Genomic DNA, 18,240 nt, shown 5'->3' with positions numbered 1-18,240 from the left:
AGGTGTCCTTTGTTATTCGGTGCCGAGCAGGGTGCGCACGGCTTCTGCATTGGAGTTTCCGGCGGGCAGGCCAAGTGGGTACTCACCCGAGAAGCAGGCGGTACACAGCTCGGAACGCGGCTGTTCGGTGGCGGCCACCATCTCCTCAATGGAGACAAAGCCCAAGGAATCGGCGCCGATGGTGTCACAGATAGTGGCGCAGACGGTTTCCGGATCATCGGAGGGGCTGGCGTTGGCGATCAGCTCCCCCGGGGAGGCGAAGTCGATGCCGTAGAAACATGGCCACTTCACTGGCGGGGAGGCGATGCGCACGTGCACCTCGGCGGCGCCGGCCTCGCGCAGCATGCGGATGAGTGCGCGCTGGGTATTGCCGCGGACGATGGAATCATCCACCACGACGAGCTTCTTGCCGTTGATGACCTCGCGCAGCGGGTTGAGCTTCAAGCGGATGCCGAGCTGACGCAGGGTCTGGGTGGGCTGGATGAAGGTGCGTCCCACATAAGCGTTTTTGACCAAGCCGTGGGCGAAGGTGATGCCGGATTCGCGGGCATAGCCCACGGCGGCCGGGTTGCCGGATTCGGGAACCGGGATGACCAGGTCCGCGCCCTCGGCCGGGTATTCGCGGGCCAAGCGGCGGCCAATGTCCACACGGGAGGCATTGACGGAGCGGCCCTTGATATCGCTATCCGGGCGGGCCAAGTAAACGTATTCGAAGACACAGCCGTGGCGCTTGGCCGGCGCGAAGTTCACGGAACGGATGCCAGCCTCATCGATGGCGACGAGCTCGCCAGGTTCAATCTCGCGGATGAACTGAGCGCCGCAGATATCGAGCGCACAGGTCTCGGAGGCCACCACCCAGCCCTTGGCCAAGCGGCCGAGGACCAGCGGGCGCACGCCGTGCGGGTCGCGCGCGGCATACATGGTGTGACCATCGGTAAAGGTCAGACAGAATGCGCCCTTCACGCGCGGGAGCAGGTCGCGGGCGGAGTCGAAGACGGAAGTTTCTTCATCTACGCCATCGGCAAGCAGCATAGACAAACACATGGAGTCAGAAACAGACTCCTCATGGGGCTTAATCAAGCCGCGCTGCACGGCCTCCTCGCGCAGCTCCAAGTAGTTGACCAGGTTGCCGTTGTGCCCAAGGGCGATGTCTACCCCGGTGGAGGAGGTAGAAAACATCGGCTGGACATTGGACCATTCCTTCCCGCCGGCGGTGGAATAGCGCGTGTGGCCCACCGCTACGTTTCCTTGGAGGGCAGACAGGGTGGACTCATCAAAGATATTGGCCACGAGGCCCATGTCCTTGAAGACGACGATGCGGTCATCATCGCCCACCGCAATGCCGGCAGCCTCCTGACCACGGTGCTGCAGGGCGAAGAGACCAAAGTAGGTCAGCTTGGAGACTTCCTCCCCGGGAGCCCACACGCCATAGACGCCGCACTCTTCGCGGGGCTCCTGCTCATTATGATCGTCAAGATTGGTGATACTAGGAGTATGTACTTCTACCACGGCGTTTATATTAGCCTGTCGCGCCGCCGGAAACTAACGGAATAAGCGGCAACCACTGCGCGATTTCGCCCGCACGGGAGCCGGAAGCATCGACGCGACCAGTGCTTACGGTCTCTTCCCAGTCCGCCAATCCGGTGGCGAGGCGCAGCCAGGTTTCCGGGTCGGTCTCCACCACATTGGGTGGGGTGCCGCGAGTATGGCGGGGCCCTTCAATGCATTGCACCGCAACAAATGGGGGTACGCGCAGCTCCACGGAATGGCCCGGCGCGTCGGCCTCGAGGGTGCGGGCGGTGCGACGGACGGCGTCGGCAAGCAGGGCCCTACCAGGCTTATCGTGCTCCGCCGGGGCGGCAATCCAGTCTTTGATGGCCATGACGGCCGCGCGGGTGGCTGCGGGATCGACGGGCTTTTTCATAGCTACATCATAGCTACTGTTATCTTGTTGTTTATGTCACCTACGCCTTCCGTTGCGGAAAACCAGAAATCGCCGGCGCTGACGCTGCGCTTTATGGCATCGCCAACCGACGTCACCATGGCCGGCGCCACCGGCGTCAGCGGTGGCCGCGTCTTGGAATGGATTGACAAAGCCGCCTATGCCTGCGCTGTGCAGTGGTCCGGCCAGTACTGCGTGACCGCATACGTGGGCCATATCCACTTCACCCGGCCGATCCCTTCCGGGCACATCGTGGAGGTCCGCTCGCGCATCGCTATGACCGGGCGTTCCTCCATGCACATCGTCAACGAGGTGCTCTCTGCCGACCCGCGCGAAGGTATTTTTACCCGCGCCTGCGATTGCCTGGTCATCTTCGTAGCCAAGGACCCGGCCACCGGCAAGTCCACCCCGGTGCCGCCCTTCGTCCCGGAGACCGATGAGCAGTGCCGCGTGGAAGAGGCCGCCAAGTCCCGCATCGAGCTGCGCAAGGCCATCGAGGAAGAGATGGAAAAACAAACCTATGACGGGTCTTCCGATGCCCCGCGCATGGTCAATCGCTTCCTGGCCAAGCCCACTGACGTCAACTGGGGCGGCAAGGTCCACGGCGGCACGGCCATGCAGTGGATCGATGAGGCCGGCGCAGCTTGCACCATGGAGTGGTCCGCGGAGCGCACCGTTGCGGTGTACGCAGGCGGCATCCGCTTCTACAGGCCTATTTCCATCGGTGATCTCATCGAGGTCGACGCTCGCATGATGCGCACCGATACCCGCTCCATGCAGATGTCCATCCACGTCCGCTCCGGCAACCCTCGCGGCGGCCGCGATAACCTGCAGACCGCCATTCATGCCACCGTGGCCTATATCGCCCTAGACCACGATGGTCAGCCACAGGTGGCCCGCCCCTTCCATCCACATACCGAGGAAGATAAGCGCTTGGCCGAACATGCCACCGTGCTGCGCGAGCTGCGCGCCAAGTACTCGCCAAAACCGCTAGTGGTGGCGCCATCGAACCAACACATCGACTAGCCGCTCTCCCCTCGTTTCGGTGTTAGCAAGTCCATAGTGGCAGCGGGCTCCCCGCCTTTCTGCGTTAGATGGACGTATATGCGGCCGACGATTCCCGCCGCCCGCTTTCGCCTCCCACACAGAAACGAGGGACTATGCACACCTCAACAATGCGCCGCTCGGCCCGTGCCGGCCTTGCTCTAGTCGCTTCCGCTTGCCTTTTGGCTTCCTGCCAGAATCCGGATAGCCACCCCGAGGAGCAAACCTCGGCCGCGGCACCCGAGTCCTCCGCGCCACACAGCGCGACCAGCGCCGCACCCGCAGAGACCACCGAGGCCTCCGCAGCGGAAAACGAGGGCCCACACGCCACTGCCGAGGGCCACGTGGTGGTCCTTTCCACCGGCGGCACCATTGCCAGCACGCACGATAAAACTGGTGCGGTGGTTCCCACCGTTACCGGCTCCAAGCTGGTGGAGCCCCTCTCCGGCACCTTTGACAAGGACAAGCTCACGCTAGAGGTCAAAGACATTGCCAAGTTGGATTCTTCCGCGATGACCTTGGACGATACCGATACCATCATCGAGGCCGTAAATAAGGAGCTACAGCGCGATGATGTCGATGGCGTAGTGGTCACCCACGGCACCGATTCCATGGAAGAGACCGCCATCGCCGTCGATACCTTCCAAGACAGCGATAAGCCGGTAGCCCTTACCGGAGCGATGCGCCCCTTTGATGACCCGGATCCGGATGGTCCGGACAACTTGGCGCTCGCGGTCAAGACCGTAACCGACCCTTCCAACAAGGGCCGCGGTACCTTCATTGCCTTTGCGGACCACGTCATCCCCGCCCGCGGCGCTTTTAAGTCCGATACGACCAAGGCCGATGGCTTTGCCAATAACAATGGCAAGAAGCAGCCTAAGCGCCCAAAGGCTCTGAAACATCAGCCGCTGGGAAATACCCGCGTCGATATCATCGCCGCCTACCCCGGCGCGCCGGCTGACCTTATCCAGCGCTCCTTGGACAGCGGCGCCGAAGGCATCGTGATTGAGGGAATGGGCGCCGGCAATATCGGCGACGAGCTAGCCCAAGCCGCTAAGGCCGCGGCCAAGAAGGTTCCGGTTGTGCTCACCACCCGCGTGGATCACGGCCCGGTGGAAGGCATCTACGGCGGGGCCGGGGGCGGGGCCACGCTGGCCGACGCCGGCGTCATCTCCTCCGGCACCTTGCGCGCTCCCCAAGCCCGCATGCTGCTAGCCGCCGCGATCACCACCGATACCGATCCCGCGGAGCTCTTCCCCGCTACCGACTAAGCAGCCCCCTGAACCACGACCCCCCACACCGCCACGAGGTGCACCACCGCCGCTGCGATGGTCGCGGTGTGGAAGTGCTCGTGATAGCCGTAGTAACGCGCATTGCGCCCCGGCCACTTAAAGCCATAGACCAGCGCGCCGAGCGAATAAACCACGCCGCCGGCGAAGAGCAGCCAGACCACGGCGGCCCCTGCCTGCGTCCACAGCGTGGGCAAGAGCGGCAGCACCAGCCAGCCCAGCGCTAGGTAGACCACCACGTCTAACCAGCGCGGATGACTAATCCACACCAGGTTCAAAATCGCGCCGAGACTCGCCCCCGCCCAGGCAACGCCTAGCATCCATGCCGCCTGCACCGGCGATAGCACGATGAGGCACAGCGGCGTGTAGGTCGCGGCGATAAATACCGAAATGGTCGCGTGATCCGCCCGCCGCCACCACTGCACCGCACGCGCGCTCGCCCATGGGTAGCGGTGGTAGAGCGCCGAAACACCAAAGAGACCCACCAGCCCCACTCCGTACACGGTCACACCTAGCCCCTGCCACCACTGCAGTGTCATCCACGCATAGGTAATGAGCACAGTAGAGGCAATTACCGACAACAGCGCCGCAATTGCATGCCCCCAGCCACGGCTTAGCGGCCTGGGCCCGCGGTCGGCCATCCAATAAGTGCGCTGGACAAGGCCCGGCCCCGGTGCGCCATTCGCATGGATCTGTGCCACGGCGGTACTTCCCTTCCACTGACCTGAAACGGATAACTTACGATACCGTAAGTGTACGGGCACAGGCAGAAGCCTTCAAGGACCTCATTTCGAAACGCTCGACGCATGCTGCGGTTGCAGCGGCGGCTTAAAGGAACAAAACAAGAAAAGCCCAGCCGAAGCTGGGCTTAACTTGTGTCCGCGTCGTTGTGCGACGGGGGTGCGGGCGGCTTACTCCACTACGGAGTTAGCGCCCACAGCATGGTCGAAGAGGTCCGGCAGGGTGGCGGACCAGGCGGCGACCAGCTGGGAGATGGCGACGGACTCGCCGCCGAGGGTGAGGGCGCCGGTTTCGGTGGTCTCGCCAACGACGGCGGCTGGGATGCCCAGCTCGCCGGCGCGGGCGAGGACCTGATCAGCGCGGTCGGCGGTGGTGGCCACGAGCACGCGGGAAGCGGACTCGGAGAAGGCGGCGACGAATTCGTCCTCGTGGACCGCGGTGAGGTCCAGGTTGAGGCCGAGGCCGGCGCCGTCGGCAGTCGCACCGGCGCGCTTAGCCATTTCAAAGGCGGTGACGGCAAGGCCACCCTCGGAGATATCGTGTGCCGCGGTGAGCAGCTCATTGCCGTGGAAGAACTCGGCCAGGCGCTTCTCGTTGGCCATGTCTACCTGTGGAGGCAGACCATTGAGGGAGGAAGCATCGGAGGTATCGGCGCTTACCTGTTGCCAGATGGAGCCGCCGAACTCGTCCTTGGTCTCACCCAGGGCGATGAGAACTTCCTTTTCGTCTACGGTGCCCAGCTCGTTGCCGATGGCCTTGTGTACGTCATCAATAACGCCCAGCACACCCACCACCGGGGTAGGCAGGATCGGCTCCTCGCCGGTCTGGTTGTAGAAGGAGACGTTGCCGCCGGAAACGGGGATGGAAAGCTCCACCGCGGCGTCGGCAAGCCCATGCACCGACTCGCGGAACTGCCACATAACGTCGGGGTTTTCCGGGGAGCCGTAGTTCAGGCAGTTGGTAATCGCGACGGGCTTGGCGCCGGTGACGGCGACGTTGCGGTAGGCCTCAGCCAGCGCGAGGCGGGCGCCCATGTTCGGATCCAGCTTGGTGTAGCGGCCGGACGCATCGGCAGACACGGCCACGCCGCGGCCAGTCTCCTCATCGATGCGCAGCACGCCGGCATCCGCATGGTGGGACTGGACGGTATTGCCGCGCACGTAGCGGTCATACTGGTTCATGATGAAATCGCGCGAGCACAGCGCCGGGGAGGACACGAGCTTCTGCAAGGCCTCAACCAGGCCGCGCTTGTCGGTGCCCTGGTACTTCTGCAGCTCATCCTGCCACTCCGGGCGGGCATAAGGGCGGTCATACTCCGGAGCCTCATCCGCAATGGTGCCGGCCGGGGCATCCACGACGACCTCGCCCTGGTGGCGGATGACCAGGTGGTTACCCTCGGTGACCTCGCCGATCTCGGCACAGGTGACGTCCCAGTGCTCGCAGATTTCGCGGAACTTCGCCACGTTCTCCGGAGCCACAACGGCGCACATGCGCTCCTGGGACTCGGAGGCGAGGATCTCGGCCGCGGTCATATTCTGCGCGCGCAGCGGCACATTATCGAGGTTGACCTCCATGCCGCCATCTCCGGAGGCCGCCAGCTCCGAGGTGGCGCAGGCCAGACCCGCGCCACCCAAGTCCTGGATTCCTACGACCACACCGGCGTGGTAGAGGTCCAGGCAGCACTCGATAAGCACCTTCTCCGCGAAGGGGTCGCCCACCTGCACGGCCGGCAGCTTGCGCTCGGCGCCGTCCTCGAAGGTATCGGAGGCCAGCACGGACACGCCGCCGATGCCATCCAAGCCGGTGCGGGAGCCAAAGAGCATGACCTTGTTGCCCTTGCCAGATGCAAAGGCCAACTTCAGGTCATCGACCTTGAGGGTACCCACGCACAGGGCATTGACCAGCGGGTTACCGGCATAGGTCTCATCAAAGACGGTCTCGCCGCCAATATTGGGCAGGCCCAGGGAGTTGCCGTAGCCACCCACGCCGGAGACCACGCCGGGAAGGACGCGCTTGGTATCGGGGGCGTCGGCAGGCCCAAAGCGCAGCTGGTCCATCACGGCAATCGGGCGAGCACCCATGGCCATAATGTCGCGGACGATGCCGCCCACGCCGGTGGCCGCACCTTGGTAAGGCTCCACGTAGGAGGGGTGGTTGTGGGACTCCACGCGGAAGGTCACCGCGTTGCCGTCTCCGATATCCACCACGCCGGCGTTCTCACCAATGCCGGCGAGGATCTTCTCCCCCATCTCCTCAGTCATGGTCTCACCAAAGTAACGCAGGTGCGTCTTGGAAGACTTATAGGAGCAGTGCTCGGACCACATGACGGAGTACATGGTCAGCTCCGCATCGGTGGGGCGACGGCCCAGGATATCGTGGATGCGCTGGTACTCGTCGTCCTTCAGGCCAAGCTCCGCGTAGGGCTGCTGCTCGTCCGGGGTGGACTGCGCCTTTTCTACGGTGTCATTATGAACGGTCATAAAAGTGGCCTCCTTAAACCGCCGGCGCCTGGGCGACGGCCTTGATGGCGGATACGAAAAGTCCCAGTCCGTCGGTGGATGGGCCGGTTAGCGTGTCAATGGCGTGCTCGGGGTGCGGCATAAGGCCGACGATGCGGCCGGACTCATCGCTCACACCGGCAATGCCGTTGACGGAACCGTTGTAATTATCGGTATAGCGGAAGACCACGCGGCCCTCACCCTCGATGCGGGCGATATCATCATCGCCGGCCTGGAAGCGGCCCTCGCCGTGCTTGGCCGGCACCAGGATCTTCTGGCCCTGCTCAAACTCGCTGGTCCATGCGGTGGAGGAATTGGCCACCTCGAGGTAGGTATCGGTGCAGTGGAAGTGCAGTCGCTTATTGCGGGTCAGCGCGCCTGGCAGCAGGCCCGCCTCGGTAAGGATCTGGAAGCCATTGCAGATGCCGAGCACCGGCATGCCCTGCTTCGCACGATCAATGACGGACTGCATCACCGGCGCGAGCGCGGAAATCGCGCCCGAGCGCAGGTAGTCACCATAAGAAAAACCGCCCGGCACTACTACCGCATCCACGCCGTGCAGATCGGTATCTGCGTGCCAGAGGCTTTTCACCTCTGCGCCGGCGGTGCGGGCAGCGCGAGCGGCATCCACATCATCCAGGGTTCCAGGGAAAGTGATTACTCCGATTGTGGCGGTCACTTACTTGACCTCCAGCCCAACAACCTCGTAGTCCTCGATGACGGTATTGGCCAGCAGCGTGGCGGCCACCTTATCTAGGTCCTCTGCGGTGACGGAGTCATCGACCTCGAGCTCGAAGCGCTTTCCCTGGCGCACATCGCTGACACCGGATACCCCGATGCGACCCAGCGCGCGGACGACGGCTTGGCCCTGCGGATCCAGAATCTCCGCCTTGGGCATGACATTGACAACTACACGAGCCATGAAATATTTGCCTTACTGTATGGGGCTTTGGTCTGCGCGGCTTAGTTTAGTTGGCACCCCCGCCTTTTACCTAGACTCACCCCCGCAGTGTGGGTTTCACCCCGGTTGAGCAAACTCTACGTGAACCCCAAACGACGCTCTGGCAAACTTCGGCGTGCCCTCCAGCCTGGCCCGGCGCGGCACTCTACTAATAGACGACGCACACTGTCGCTCTCTTTTAAGGTTGAATCTATGTCTTCTCGCCGCCTCGGCGCGCTGGCACTTGCCACCGCCTTGTCTTCTGCCGCCCTTGCCGTTCCTACTGCCACGGCCGCAACCGATGGCTCCGCTGCCGTCATCTCCGAGGTCTACGGGGGAGGCGGCAATAAGGGCGCTGCCTTCACCCATGACTTCATCGAACTCTATAACCCCACCGATGCTCCAATTGACCTGACCGGATACACCGTGGAGTACTTCTCCGCCTCCGGCAATACCGGCGGCAAGGTGGAGCTTTCCGGCACCATCGCCCCGCACGGCTACTTCCTGGTGCAGGGCGCGGCCGGCAATGGCGCGGGCGGGGCCCTGCCTGCCCCAGATGCCGAGGGCAGCCTCAACATGTCCGGTTCTAAGGGCTCCGTGCAGCTTGCCGACGCCACCGGTACCCCCATCGACGCCATCGGCTACGGCGCCGCCTCCCTCAAGGAAGGCACCGCCGCCGCGAGCCTGTCCAATGCCAAGTCCGCCTCCCGCGACGCCGATGGCACCGATACCGATGACAACGCCGCCGACTTCACCATCGGCGACCCCACCCCAACCAACACCGGTAACGAGGCCCCCGCCCCGCAGCCGGAGAATCCGGCCGAGCCCGAGCAACCTGCTCCCGAGGGAATAACCGCCATCGCGGATATCCAGGGCACCGGCGCCGAATCCCCGCTCAAGGACCAGACCGTCGCCACCGAGGGCGTCGTCACCGGCGTGTGGACCGAAGGTGGACTCAATGGCTTCACCATTCAGACCGGTGGTACTGGCACCGAGGCCACCGATGCTTCCCAGGCGATCTTTGTCTACATGGGCGATAAGCCGGCCGACCAGTACCCAGCCCTGGAAGATTCCGTCGAGGTAACCGGCAAGGTCTCCGAGTTCTATGGCTCCACCCAAATCACCGCCTCTGCAGTCACGCAGCTCGATACCCCGCTGGAGAAGGTCACCCCACTCAAGGTGGACCAGCTTCCCGATGGCAACGAGGCCCGCGAACCCTTCGAGCACATGCTCATCCAGCCCGGCGAGCACACCGTGACCAATAACTACTCGCTCAACCAGTACGGCGAGGTCGGACTCGCCCCCGGCAAGGAAGCCCTGCGCCAGCCTTCCGATATCTTCTCCCCCTCCACGGATCCCAACTCCGATATTCAGAAGCTAACCAAGGACAACGCCGATAAGCTGGTCACCCTGGACGATGGCCGCACCCGCGACTATCTCAAGACCGACCAGAACACTCCACTGCCCTATATCGCCCAGGATGATGCCCAGACCATCAAGTCCCTGCGCACCACCGATACCGTGACTTTCCAGCACCCAGTCATCGTGGGCTTCTCTCATGAGCAGTGGCGCTTCCAGCCCACCACCCCGGTCACCGGCAACACCGCGGGCGCAGACCTGCCCATCTCTTGGGAGGATTCCCGCGCGGCCGAGCTCGACGCCATCGATGACGTCAAGGGCGAGTACACCATCGGCGCCTTCAACGTGCTGAACTACTTCACCTCCCTGGGCGAGGAATTCGGCGGCAGCGCCTACACCGACCGCGAGGGCAATAAGGTCACCGTCAATCGCGGTAAGACCCGCGGCGCCTATACCCAATCGGCACTAGAAGACCAGGAGCGCAAGATTGTCGCCGCCATCAACGGCCTCGATGCCGACGTCATCGGCCTTTCCGAAATCGAAGATGGCTACGCCGTTACCGGTGACTTCGCCCAGCGCGATAAGGCGCTCAAGCACCTGACGGAAAAGCTCAACGAGGCCGCCGGTTCCGAGAAGTGGGCCTTTGTCCCCTCTCCTGCCCAGGACGCCGTACCGGACTCCCCGGATGTCATCCGTACCGCGTTCATCTACCACAAGGATGTGGTCAAGCCCGTCGGCGAATCCCGCATCTTCCAGGATGATCGCTTCACCGGCACCGCCCGCGAACCGCTCGCCCAAGAATTCCAACCACTGAAGGAGGGCGAGGAATCCTTCGTTGCCGTGGCCAACCACTTCAAGTCCAAGGGCTCGGTAGCCAAGGGCGACGCCGACTCCGGCGACGGCCAGGGCAATAACCCGAACGTCCGCAACGCACAGGCTCAGGCCGTCCTCGATGCGCTGAAGAAGCAGGAAGACTGGAAGGACAAGCCGCTATTCGCCCTGGGTGATTTCAATACCTACACCCACGAGACCGCGCTCGATATCTTCCGCAACGATGGCTTCACCGTCCCCGCCGAAAAGTACGAGGCCGACCCCTCTTACCAGTTCTCCGGCCTGCTTGGCACCCTCGACCACGTGCTGGCCAATAAGGTTGCCACCGGCACGCTTGACGACGCCCAAGTGTGGAACATCAACGCCGATGAACCCGTCGCCTTCGAATACTCCCGCCGCAACTACAACATCGTGGACTTCTACGATGACTCCCCATTCCGTGCCTCCGACCACGACCCGGTCAAGGTCGGCTTCACCCTCAGCGCGGACGACTCCGCCGGCCAGCCGGATGATCCTGCGGACAAGCCTTCCGAGGAGCCAGGCAAGCCGGAGGACAAGCCCTCCGAGAACCCTTCTGAAAAGCCGGATAAGCCTGCCTCCGGCTCTAGCTCCAGCACCAGCTCCGTCGGCGCAGGCATCGCCGCCGCCATCGCGGCCATCGTCGGCCTTGTCGCCATCCCTGGTTTCCTCGCCGTGACCGGCAACCTCCACAAGGCCATCCCGGCCCCCATCTGGGTCATGCTGCCAAAGGAAGTGAAGAACTTCATCACTAGCCTGCAGCGTTAATCCCCCATTAGCCCTAGCCCCGCACGCTTCGGAGGAAAACTCCCTAGCGGCGGGGCCTTTGGTCATTTCACGAGTTTCGTCCATATAAACCACCACAACCGTCGACGGAAATGGGCGTTTATATGGACGAAAATCGCGAAGCTGTGCTTATTGCTCCGCGGAGCCTCTGGCGAGGGAATGCGCGGTCTATTTTGGAAGATAAGCGCCGTAATCGGCAGGGGTCGCGCCGGCGTTGATGGCCCGGTCGGCGGCTTTGACGAAGTCATTGATTACTTTGCGGTCATCCAGGTTGCGTCCGGAAACCGAAAGGCGGACCGTATTGCCGCGCTGGGCGGAGCGCTCAGCAGCGCGAATAATGTTCTTGCGCCACCACTTGGCGGAACCAAAGCCTTCACCGAAGGACAGATTGCGGGCCTGGTGGAACTTACCGGAATTAATCTGGAGGATGCCGCGGGTGGAGGCGGCTACCTCAAACTTGAACTGCGGCAAGACCTGCAAGGTACCGGGCGACATGCGCCAGCGAGGGGGCGCAAAGATGGTGGGCTCGAAGCCGATCTTGGCCATCTGGCGGGTAGCTCCGGCGAGGCGCAGCTTCGCCTCGTGTGAATCGAGGTTGGCGAATTCCGCGCGGCGGCCCTGCACCGAGCGATCGAAACCATTCAGGATAAGAACGCGGCCGGCATCGGCTTGGTCTTGGAGCCACTTTTTGGTGTCTTTGTCTTTGGCGAGGTGCCAGTTGCCGTCGATATGCGGGGCAATCAGCAGGGAAACAGGAATCTCCTCCCGATCAAGGATCGAGAGGAGCCGGCTAGCCTGCTTCCGTGTGTCATCAAAGATGCTGGAGATAGATACCAGAAGGTGGCCATTCATAAGGAAAATTATCGCACAGGAATTCAGGATTCGCGCGTTGGCCCCCTATCCGGGTTTTACTTCTCCAAGCCGGTGGCCTTGTTGATGGTCCACGCGTACTCGAAGGCATTCTGGCGCCACTTTTCATAGCGACCGGACACGCCGCCATGGCCTGCGGCCATTTCGGTTTTGAGCAAGAACTCGCCGCCGGTGGCCGTCGTTCGCAGCTGGGCCATCCACTTGGCCGGCTCAACATAGAGCACGCGGGTGTCGTTGAGCGAGGTAATGGCCAGGATGTCCGGGTAGTCCTTGGCCTCGATGTTTTCGTACGGCGAGTAGGACTTCATGTAGTCATAAACCTCTGGGTCGTGGTACGGGTCGCCCCACTCTTCCCATTCAGGGACCGTGAGTGGAAGCTCCGGCATGAGAATGGAGGTCAGCGGATCGACGAACGGCACGACGGCCTGGATGGCGGTGAAGCGATCCGGGGCCATATTGGCAATCGCGCCCATGAGCATGCCCCCGGCCGAACCGCCCTCGGCCACCATCTGGTCAGCGGTGGTCACCCCGCGGGCAATGAGGTCATCGGCGACATCGATGAAGTCAGTGAAGGTGTTTTTCTTCTTGAGCATCTTGCCGTCGTCGTACCAGGTGCGGCCCATCTCGCCGCCGCCACGGACATGGGCCACGGCGAAGATCATGCCGCGGTCCATGAGGGACAGGCGGGTAACGGAGAATGCCGGATCCACGCTGACCTCATAGGAACCGTAACCATAGAGCAGGGTCGGATTCGGCTGAGTGCGGTCGAGGTCGGCGCGGTGGACAATGGATACGGGGATATCGGTGCCGTCGGCAGCCGTGGTCCACAGGCGGTAGGCCACGTAGTCATCCGGGTTATAACCGCCGGGAACCTCCTGCTCCTTGAGCAGGGTAAATTCGCCGGTGTCCACGCGGTAATCAAAGAGCTGGGAGGGCTGGGTGAAAGACACGTAGCTCACGCGAAGCACCGGCGCGTCCCACTCCGGGTTACCGGATACGGAAACGGTGAAGAGCTCCTCATTGAAGTTGAGCTCTTCGAACTCGCCAAAGCCGTCGCTAATGCGCATGATGGCGGCGCGGCCGATGCCACCGCGACGGTAACCCACCACGATTTGGTCGCGGTAGGTATCCACGCCCTCGATGCGGGTGGTTTCCTTATGAGGCAGGAGCGCGGGCAGATCCCGAAGAGCGGGCAGGTCGCCTTCGGCCTTGGTATAGCCCACCTCGAAGTTGGGGCCGGTGGCGTTGTGGGTGACGATCCAGTAGTCCTCGCCCTTAACGACGGCGTGATCGACGTCGTAGTCCACGCCAGATTCGCGCTCCCACAGCAGGCGGAATTCACCCTCGGGGTTGTCTTCTTCGAGGACCCACACCTCAGAAGTCACCTTGGAGCTCACGCCAAGGAAGAGGTATTTATCAGAGCGAGCGCTGCCGATGCCGACGTTGAAGTGCTCATCTTCTCCCTTAAACACCTGCACGTCCTCGGACTGCGCGGTGCCTACCTTGTGGCGCCAGATGGCGTCAGGGCGCCATGCCTCGTCGACGGTCGTGTAAAAGATATAGCCGTCGCCGGCCCAGGTGGCGCCGTAGAAGATGCCCTTGAGGTGGTCGTCGAGAAGCGCTCCGCTTTCCAAGTCCTTAATATAGAGCTCAAAGCGCTCGTCGCCGGCGAAGTCCACGGAATAGGCCAGGTAGCGGCCGGAATCAGAGATGGAGGCGGCGCCGAGGGCAAAGAAGTCCTTGCCCTCCGCCAGCGCGTTGGCGTCGAGGATAATCTCCTCGCCTTCCGGGGTGCCTTCCTCTGGGATAACCGGGGCAGTCCATGGGTCAGCCCCCTCCTCTACCGGGAGCCGGCAAGAGTAGCCGTAGCTCTTGCCCTCCTCGGTACGGCCGTAGTACCAGTAATCGCCGCGGCGAGAAGGCACGGACATATCGGTTTGCTTGATGCGGGACTTAATCTCCTGGAAGATATTCTCCGTCATCTCATCCAAGTGCGCGGTCTTCGCCTTGGTGTAATCATTTTCTGCGTTGAGGTAATCCAGGGTTTCCTGGGATTCCTTATCGCGCAGCCACTCGTAGTTATCCACGAACTCGCGGCCGTGGAAGGAACGGGTCACGGGGTGGACGGCGGCCACGGGGGCGGAAAGATTCTCGTTGCTCATGCCGCCCCACTGTACGCGTGGCGCCCCAGGGCTGGAAGCCTAAGGGGAGTTAGGCCTCGGGCGAGAGGAAGTCCGCGAAGCGCTCGCCGGAAAGCCGCTCGTAGGCCTCGATGTAGCGCAGGCGGGTGGCGGAAACGACGTCGTCGGGAAGCTGGGGCGGGGTACCGTCGGCGGCTTGATCCCATCCGGAGGCGTCAGAAGTCAGCCAATTGCGCACGTATTGCTTGTCGAAGGACGGCTGGACCTCGCCCTCCACATAAGAATCGGCCGGCCAGTAGCGGGAGGAATCTGGGGTAAGGACCTCATCGGCCAGCACGAGGGTGCCGTCCTTGTCGAGGCCGAACTCGAACTTGGTATCGGCAAGGATAATGCCCTTCTCCTCCGCGAGCGCGGCGGCCTCGGAGTAGATGCGGAGGGTGGCCGCGCGCAGCTCCTCGGCGCGCTCGGCGCCCAGCTTGTCCACTACGTAGTCAAAGGAGACGTTCTCATCGTGCTCGCCCTGTTCCGCCTTGGTGGCCGGGGTGAAGATGGGCTCGGGCAGGCGGGAAGCCTCAACCAGGCCCTCCGGCAGCTCGATGCCGCACACGGTGCCGTTGGCCTTGTACTCCTTCAGGCCGGAACCAGTGAGGAAGCCGCGGGCCACGCACTCGAAGGGCAGCATATCCAGCTTCTTGACCACCATCGCGCGGCCAAGGCACTCGGCGGGGATGCGCTCATCATCGAGCGGGCCGGCCAGGTGGTTGGGGAAATCGATGGAGTCGAAGAAGAACTTCGAGGTTGCGGTCAGCACGCGGCCCTTGTCCGGGATGGCCGGTTCGAGGGCATGGTCGTAGGCCGAGATGCGGTCCGAGACCACCATCAGAAGGGTGTTCTCGTCTACATCGTAGATATCGCGGACCTTGCCGGAGGCAAGATGGGTATAAGAAGAAAGCTCAGGTCGCATGACCTTCATTCTAGCGCCCTGGGGTAGCGAGCACGTTTCGATCAAATAAGCCCCGAAATCCGCGTGTGAACTGCTCCCCATTAGTTGGACTGAGAAATCAGTTTCCGATTAGTGGGGAGTAGTTTTCATTGAGAGCTCGAAGTTTGGTGAGTGAGCATCAGCGGGAGCAGTTGGTTGAACTATTTGAGCAAGGCGTGGGCTATCGTGCCGCTGCTACTGCTCTTGAAGTGTCCCAGGTTTTGTTCCGTTTGAGTAGATGGGAAAATCTGGAATATGCCAAGAAAATTTGACCAGGATGCAAAGGACCGTGTGGTCCGTCTTGTAGAGGACCGCATCTTGGCGGAAAATATGTCGATGCAAGCCGCGTGCCAGGCAGTAGCTCCAAAGCTGGGGGTTTCATGGCACACAGCTCGTCAATGGACTCAACAGGCCCGTCGTGCGGGAAACATCCCAGAACCTGTGCCTGAAGACTTGGCCGCGGAAAACGCGAGGTTACGCCGTGAAAATCAAGAGCTACGCGACACTAACGAGCTGCTGAAGGCCGCTTCAGCTTTTTTCGCGTCGGAACTCGACCCAAAACGTCGGAAATGATCCGGTTCATCGATGAATACCGGAATCGTTTCTCTGTCGAGTTCATCTGTAAGACGTTGAAGAATAACCGGTCTGGTGGGTTCATCACCTCGCGTGGCTATCGCCAGTCCAAGGCCCGTGGGTTAAGTGCTCGTCGCCTTCGTGATGCTGTGCTGGTCGAACGCATTAGAACTGTTCATTGGGATAATTACGGTGTCTACGGTGTACGGAAAATGTGGCATGCTCTCCGCCGTGACGGAATTGATATCGGTCGTGAACAAACTGCCCGTTTAATGCGCTTGGCCGGTGTTTCTGGCAAAGGCAAAGGCAGATCACCTCTCACAACCCGTAAGCCTAACGTGCCTGATCTGCGCCCAGACTTGGTCGAGCGTGAATTCAAAGCCCCCGGCCCGAACAAACTGTGGGTGGCTGACATTACGTATGTGCGCACGAAGAAAGGCTTTGTGTACGCCGCGTTTGTCACCGACGTTTACTCCCGACGGATCGTTGGGTGGGCGTTATCAGACTCTATGCGCACCGAGGCATTGCCGCTGCAAGCTCTCAACCAGGCGATCGCGTGTGCTGAGGAAACAACAAGTCTCATTCACCATTCGGATCACGGCTCGCAGTACGTCAGCGTTGTCTACAACGAGCGTCTTGCCCAGCACGGGATTGCCGCTTCCACTGGAACAGTTGGCGACTCCTATGACAATGCTCTGGCTGAAAACGTTAACGGCTCATACAAGAACGAGCTGATCCATACTCGCAGGTGGAATGACGTTGTCGAGGTAGAAATCGCGACGTTCGAATGGGTGTCATGGTGGAACGAAACGAGGCTTCACCAAAGCTTGGGATACCGAACCCCAGTCGAAGTGGAATCCGATTTTTGGAAGCAGAACCCGCCGCAAGTAATAATGAAAATCAAGGCAAATGCCTAGGAACAAAACTCGGGGCACTTCATCTTGGTGTCTCCACATACGCCGCCCGTATGCTCTGTCGTCGGTTTAAGCTGCATGGCAGACTATGTCTTGTGGAAAAACCGACTAAGCAGCAGTATTCGTTCGAAATCAAGAAGGAAGTTGTCCAACGCCACCTTTCTGGTGAGACAGCGATGGATCTTGCGCGCGAGTTTGGCCTGTCATCAGAGCACTTGGTCGGCGGATGGTCGAGGAAATGGCGTAAAGGTGGCGATGAGGCACTAAAACCGAAGCCGAAGGGCAGGCCCAAGGGTTCGGGCACGCCGAAGCCGCTTTCGGAGGAAGCGAAGCTGCGTCGCCAGATCGCGCGGTTGGAAGCGGAAAACGCATATCTAAAAAAATTGCGGGACTTGAGGAATCAGGGACACGCCTGAAGGTCCAGGCGATTGTCATCCTCAAGTCACGGCATCGTCTGCAATACCTTTTGGATGCGGCCGGCATGGCACGGTCGACATTCTTCTATCACCAGAAACGACTCAGCGATCCGGATAAGCACGCTGCGCTCAAAGACGCGATCCGGGGAAGCTTCGAGCGCAACAAGTATCGCTACGGCTACCGACGAGTGCTACTTGACCTGCGCAACCAGGGGTGGGTGGTCAATCACAAGCTCGTCTACAAACTCATGCGCGAGATGGGGCTTCGAGCCAAGGTCCGCCAGCGCAGGCCATATGTTTCTTATAACGGGACGATCAGCCACATTGCCGACAACACACTTGACCGCAAGTTCACTCCAGATAAGCCAAATACCGTCTTTGTTAGCGACGTCACCGAGTTCAGGGTCGCAGGCCGCAAGGTCTACCTGTCACCGGTGATGGATCTGTTCGACCGTTCAATCGTTGCCCACACCGTGGCTACATCGCCGTCGACAGCGTTTACCGCCGATTCTTTAACTAAGACGATTAAAACGTGTGCGCCTGAGCCTGGGTGGATGATGCATACCGATCAAGGTTTCCAGTACCAGCATTCGTCCTGGCGCAACCTGATTCATGACAACGGTGGTGTTCAGTCAATGTCGCGTAAAGCCAACTGTTACGACAACGCGGTCATGGAGAATTTCTTCGGGCACTTAAAAACCGAGATGTACCACGGAGAAGTCTTCGACACCGTCGCAGAGTTCAACCAGGCCATCGACGAGTACATCCAGTGGTACAACACCGAACGCATCCAACAACGACTCAAGGGCCTGACCCCGATGCAATATCGAAATCAGACCCTTGAAGCCCTAACCACCTAGAATTAAACCAGTCCAACTTTCGGGGGCCAGTTCAGT

At 61.4% G+C, this 18,240-nt stretch carries 14 protein-coding genes and 1 pseudogene; 6 read left to right on the top strand and 9 right to left on the bottom strand.

Going from position 1 to position 18,240, the window contains the following annotated elements:
• Positions 1-12: 12 nt before the first annotated feature.
• Both purF and LG376_RS05690 read right to left on the bottom strand, forming a co-directional pair.
• Positions 13-1,509, bottom strand: a complete 1,497-nt coding sequence (purF, locus tag LG376_RS05695) for an amidophosphoribosyltransferase (protein WP_225746453.1) — start codon at positions 1,507-1,509, stop codon at positions 13-15.
• 10 nt (positions 1,510-1,519) lie between these two features.
• Entirely contained in the window at positions 1,520-1,924 is a 405-nt protein-coding gene (locus LG376_RS05690; RefSeq protein ID WP_225746452.1) for a sterol carrier family protein, read from the bottom strand.
• Between the two features lie 33 nt (positions 1,925-1,957).
• Here LG376_RS05690 and LG376_RS05685 point away from each other — a divergent pair, with 33 nt between their 5' ends.
• Together LG376_RS05685 and LG376_RS05680 are read left to right on the top strand one after the other, a co-directional pair.
• The gene (locus LG376_RS05685; protein ID WP_225746451.1) at positions 1,958-2,968 is read left to right on the top strand and encodes an acyl-CoA thioesterase; all 1,011 of its coding nucleotides are present in this window, start codon (positions 1,958-1,960) and stop codon (positions 2,966-2,968) included.
• A gap of 134 nt (positions 2,969-3,102) precedes the next feature.
• Complete coding sequence (locus LG376_RS05680; protein WP_225746450.1) at positions 3,103-4,257, top strand: asparaginase; 1,155 nt, start codon at positions 3,103-3,105, stop codon at positions 4,255-4,257.
• Here the strand turns inward: LG376_RS05680 and LG376_RS05675 are convergent.
• From LG376_RS05675 to purS, 4 genes are all read right to left on the bottom strand, one after another.
• Positions 4,254-4,976, bottom strand: a complete 723-nt coding sequence (locus tag LG376_RS05675) for a hemolysin III family protein (RefSeq protein ID WP_370633345.1) — start codon at positions 4,974-4,976, stop codon at positions 4,254-4,256. The genes LG376_RS05680 and LG376_RS05675 overlap by 4 nt on opposite strands.
• A 210-nt stretch (positions 4,977-5,186) precedes the next feature.
• Entirely contained in the window at positions 5,187-7,496 is a 2,310-nt protein-coding gene (gene purL / locus LG376_RS05670) for a phosphoribosylformylglycinamidine synthase subunit PurL (RefSeq protein ID WP_225746449.1), read from the bottom strand.
• 13 nt (positions 7,497-7,509) lie between these two features.
• A complete protein-coding gene (purQ, locus tag LG376_RS05665) occupies positions 7,510-8,193 on the bottom strand; it encodes a phosphoribosylformylglycinamidine synthase subunit PurQ (RefSeq protein WP_225746448.1) in 684 nt (227 codons plus the stop codon).
• Positions 8,194-8,436, bottom strand: coding sequence for a phosphoribosylformylglycinamidine synthase subunit PurS (gene purS / locus LG376_RS05660; protein ID WP_023019878.1), 243 nt, complete (start codon positions 8,434-8,436; stop codon positions 8,194-8,196).
• Between the two features lie 231 nt (positions 8,437-8,667).
• On the opposite strand from purS, the gene LG376_RS05655 reads away from it, so the two are divergent.
• Entirely contained in the window at positions 8,668-11,430 is a 2,763-nt protein-coding gene (locus LG376_RS05655; protein WP_225746447.1) for an ExeM/NucH family extracellular endonuclease, read from the top strand.
• Between the two features lie 186 nt (positions 11,431-11,616).
• Here LG376_RS05655 and LG376_RS05650 read toward each other — a convergent pair whose 3' ends face one another.
• From LG376_RS05650 to LG376_RS05640, 3 genes are read right to left on the bottom strand one after another with little or no spacing between them, the layout of a single operon-like run.
• A complete protein-coding gene (locus LG376_RS05650; RefSeq protein WP_005325788.1) occupies positions 11,617-12,300 on the bottom strand; it encodes a DUF2334 domain-containing protein in 684 nt (227 codons plus the stop codon).
• 56 nt (positions 12,301-12,356) lie between these two features.
• Positions 12,357-14,480, bottom strand: a complete 2,124-nt coding sequence (locus LG376_RS05645) for a S9 family peptidase (RefSeq protein WP_225746446.1) — start codon at positions 14,478-14,480, stop codon at positions 12,357-12,359.
• Between the two features lie 49 nt (positions 14,481-14,529).
• Positions 14,530-15,423: a phosphoribosylaminoimidazolesuccinocarboxamide synthase gene (locus LG376_RS05640; protein WP_225746445.1), complete on the bottom strand. Its 894-nt coding sequence runs from the start codon at positions 15,421-15,423 to the stop codon at positions 14,530-14,532.
• Between the two features lie 146 nt (positions 15,424-15,569).
• Between LG376_RS05640 and LG376_RS05635 the strand changes: the two genes are divergently transcribed.
• The 3 genes and pseudogenes from LG376_RS05635 to LG376_RS05625 form a co-directional block, all read left to right on the top strand.
• The gene (locus LG376_RS05635; RefSeq protein WP_225746444.1) at positions 15,570-15,713 is read left to right on the top strand and encodes a hypothetical protein; all 144 of its coding nucleotides are present in this window, start codon (positions 15,570-15,572) and stop codon (positions 15,711-15,713) included.
• A protein-coding gene (locus tag LG376_RS05630; protein ID WP_225746443.1) for an IS3 family transposase occupies positions 15,697-16,931 on the top strand; the annotation gives its coding sequence in 2 pieces (ribosomal slippage) (positions 15,697-15,985 and positions 15,985-16,931; 1,236 coding nt in all). The genes LG376_RS05635 and LG376_RS05630 overlap by 17 nt, the downstream gene beginning before the upstream one ends.
• An 83-nt stretch (positions 16,932-17,014) precedes the next feature.
• Positions 17,015-18,204: pseudogene (locus LG376_RS05625) on the top strand (IS3 family transposase); the annotation flags it as partial.
• Between the last annotated feature and the right edge of the window lie 36 nt (positions 18,205-18,240).

This window comes from Corynebacterium sp. Marseille-P4611, assembly GCF_916618765.1.
In the GTDB taxonomy this organism is placed as follows: Bacteria; Actinomycetota; Actinomycetes; order Mycobacteriales; family Mycobacteriaceae; genus Corynebacterium; species Corynebacterium marquesiae.
Note: the sequence above shows the minus strand (reverse complement) of the source record. Positions and strands in the feature narration are given on the sequence as shown.

What these genes read in the sequence shown, in the direction of transcription:
- LG376_RS05685 (WP_225746451.1), top strand. Translation starts at nt 1,958, where the DNA reads ATGTCACCTACGCCTTCCGTTGCGGAAAACCAGAAATCGCCGGCGCTG.
- LG376_RS05690 (WP_225746452.1), bottom strand. Translation starts at nt 1,924, where the DNA reads ATGAAAAAGCCCGTCGATCCCGCAGCCACCCGCGCGGCCGTCATGGCC.
- purS (WP_023019878.1), bottom strand. Translation starts at nt 8,436, where the DNA reads ATGGCTCGTGTAGTTGTCAATGTCATGCCCAAGGCGGAGATTCTGGAT.
- LG376_RS05640 (WP_225746445.1), bottom strand. Translation starts at nt 15,423, where the DNA reads ATGCGACCTGAGCTTTCTTCTTATACCCATCTTGCCTCCGGCAAGGTC.
- LG376_RS05655 (WP_225746447.1), top strand. Translation starts at nt 8,668, where the DNA reads ATGTCTTCTCGCCGCCTCGGCGCGCTGGCACTTGCCACCGCCTTGTCT.
- purL (WP_225746449.1), bottom strand. Translation starts at nt 7,496, where the DNA reads ATGACCGTTCATAATGACACCGTAGAAAAGGCGCAGTCCACCCCGGAC.
- LG376_RS05645 (WP_225746446.1), bottom strand. Translation starts at nt 14,480, where the DNA reads ATGAGCAACGAGAATCTTTCCGCCCCCGTGGCCGCCGTCCACCCCGTG.
- LG376_RS05650 (WP_005325788.1), bottom strand. Translation starts at nt 12,300, where the DNA reads ATGAATGGCCACCTTCTGGTATCTATCTCCAGCATCTTTGATGACACA.
- LG376_RS05680 (WP_225746450.1), top strand. Translation starts at nt 3,103, where the DNA reads ATGCACACCTCAACAATGCGCCGCTCGGCCCGTGCCGGCCTTGCTCTA.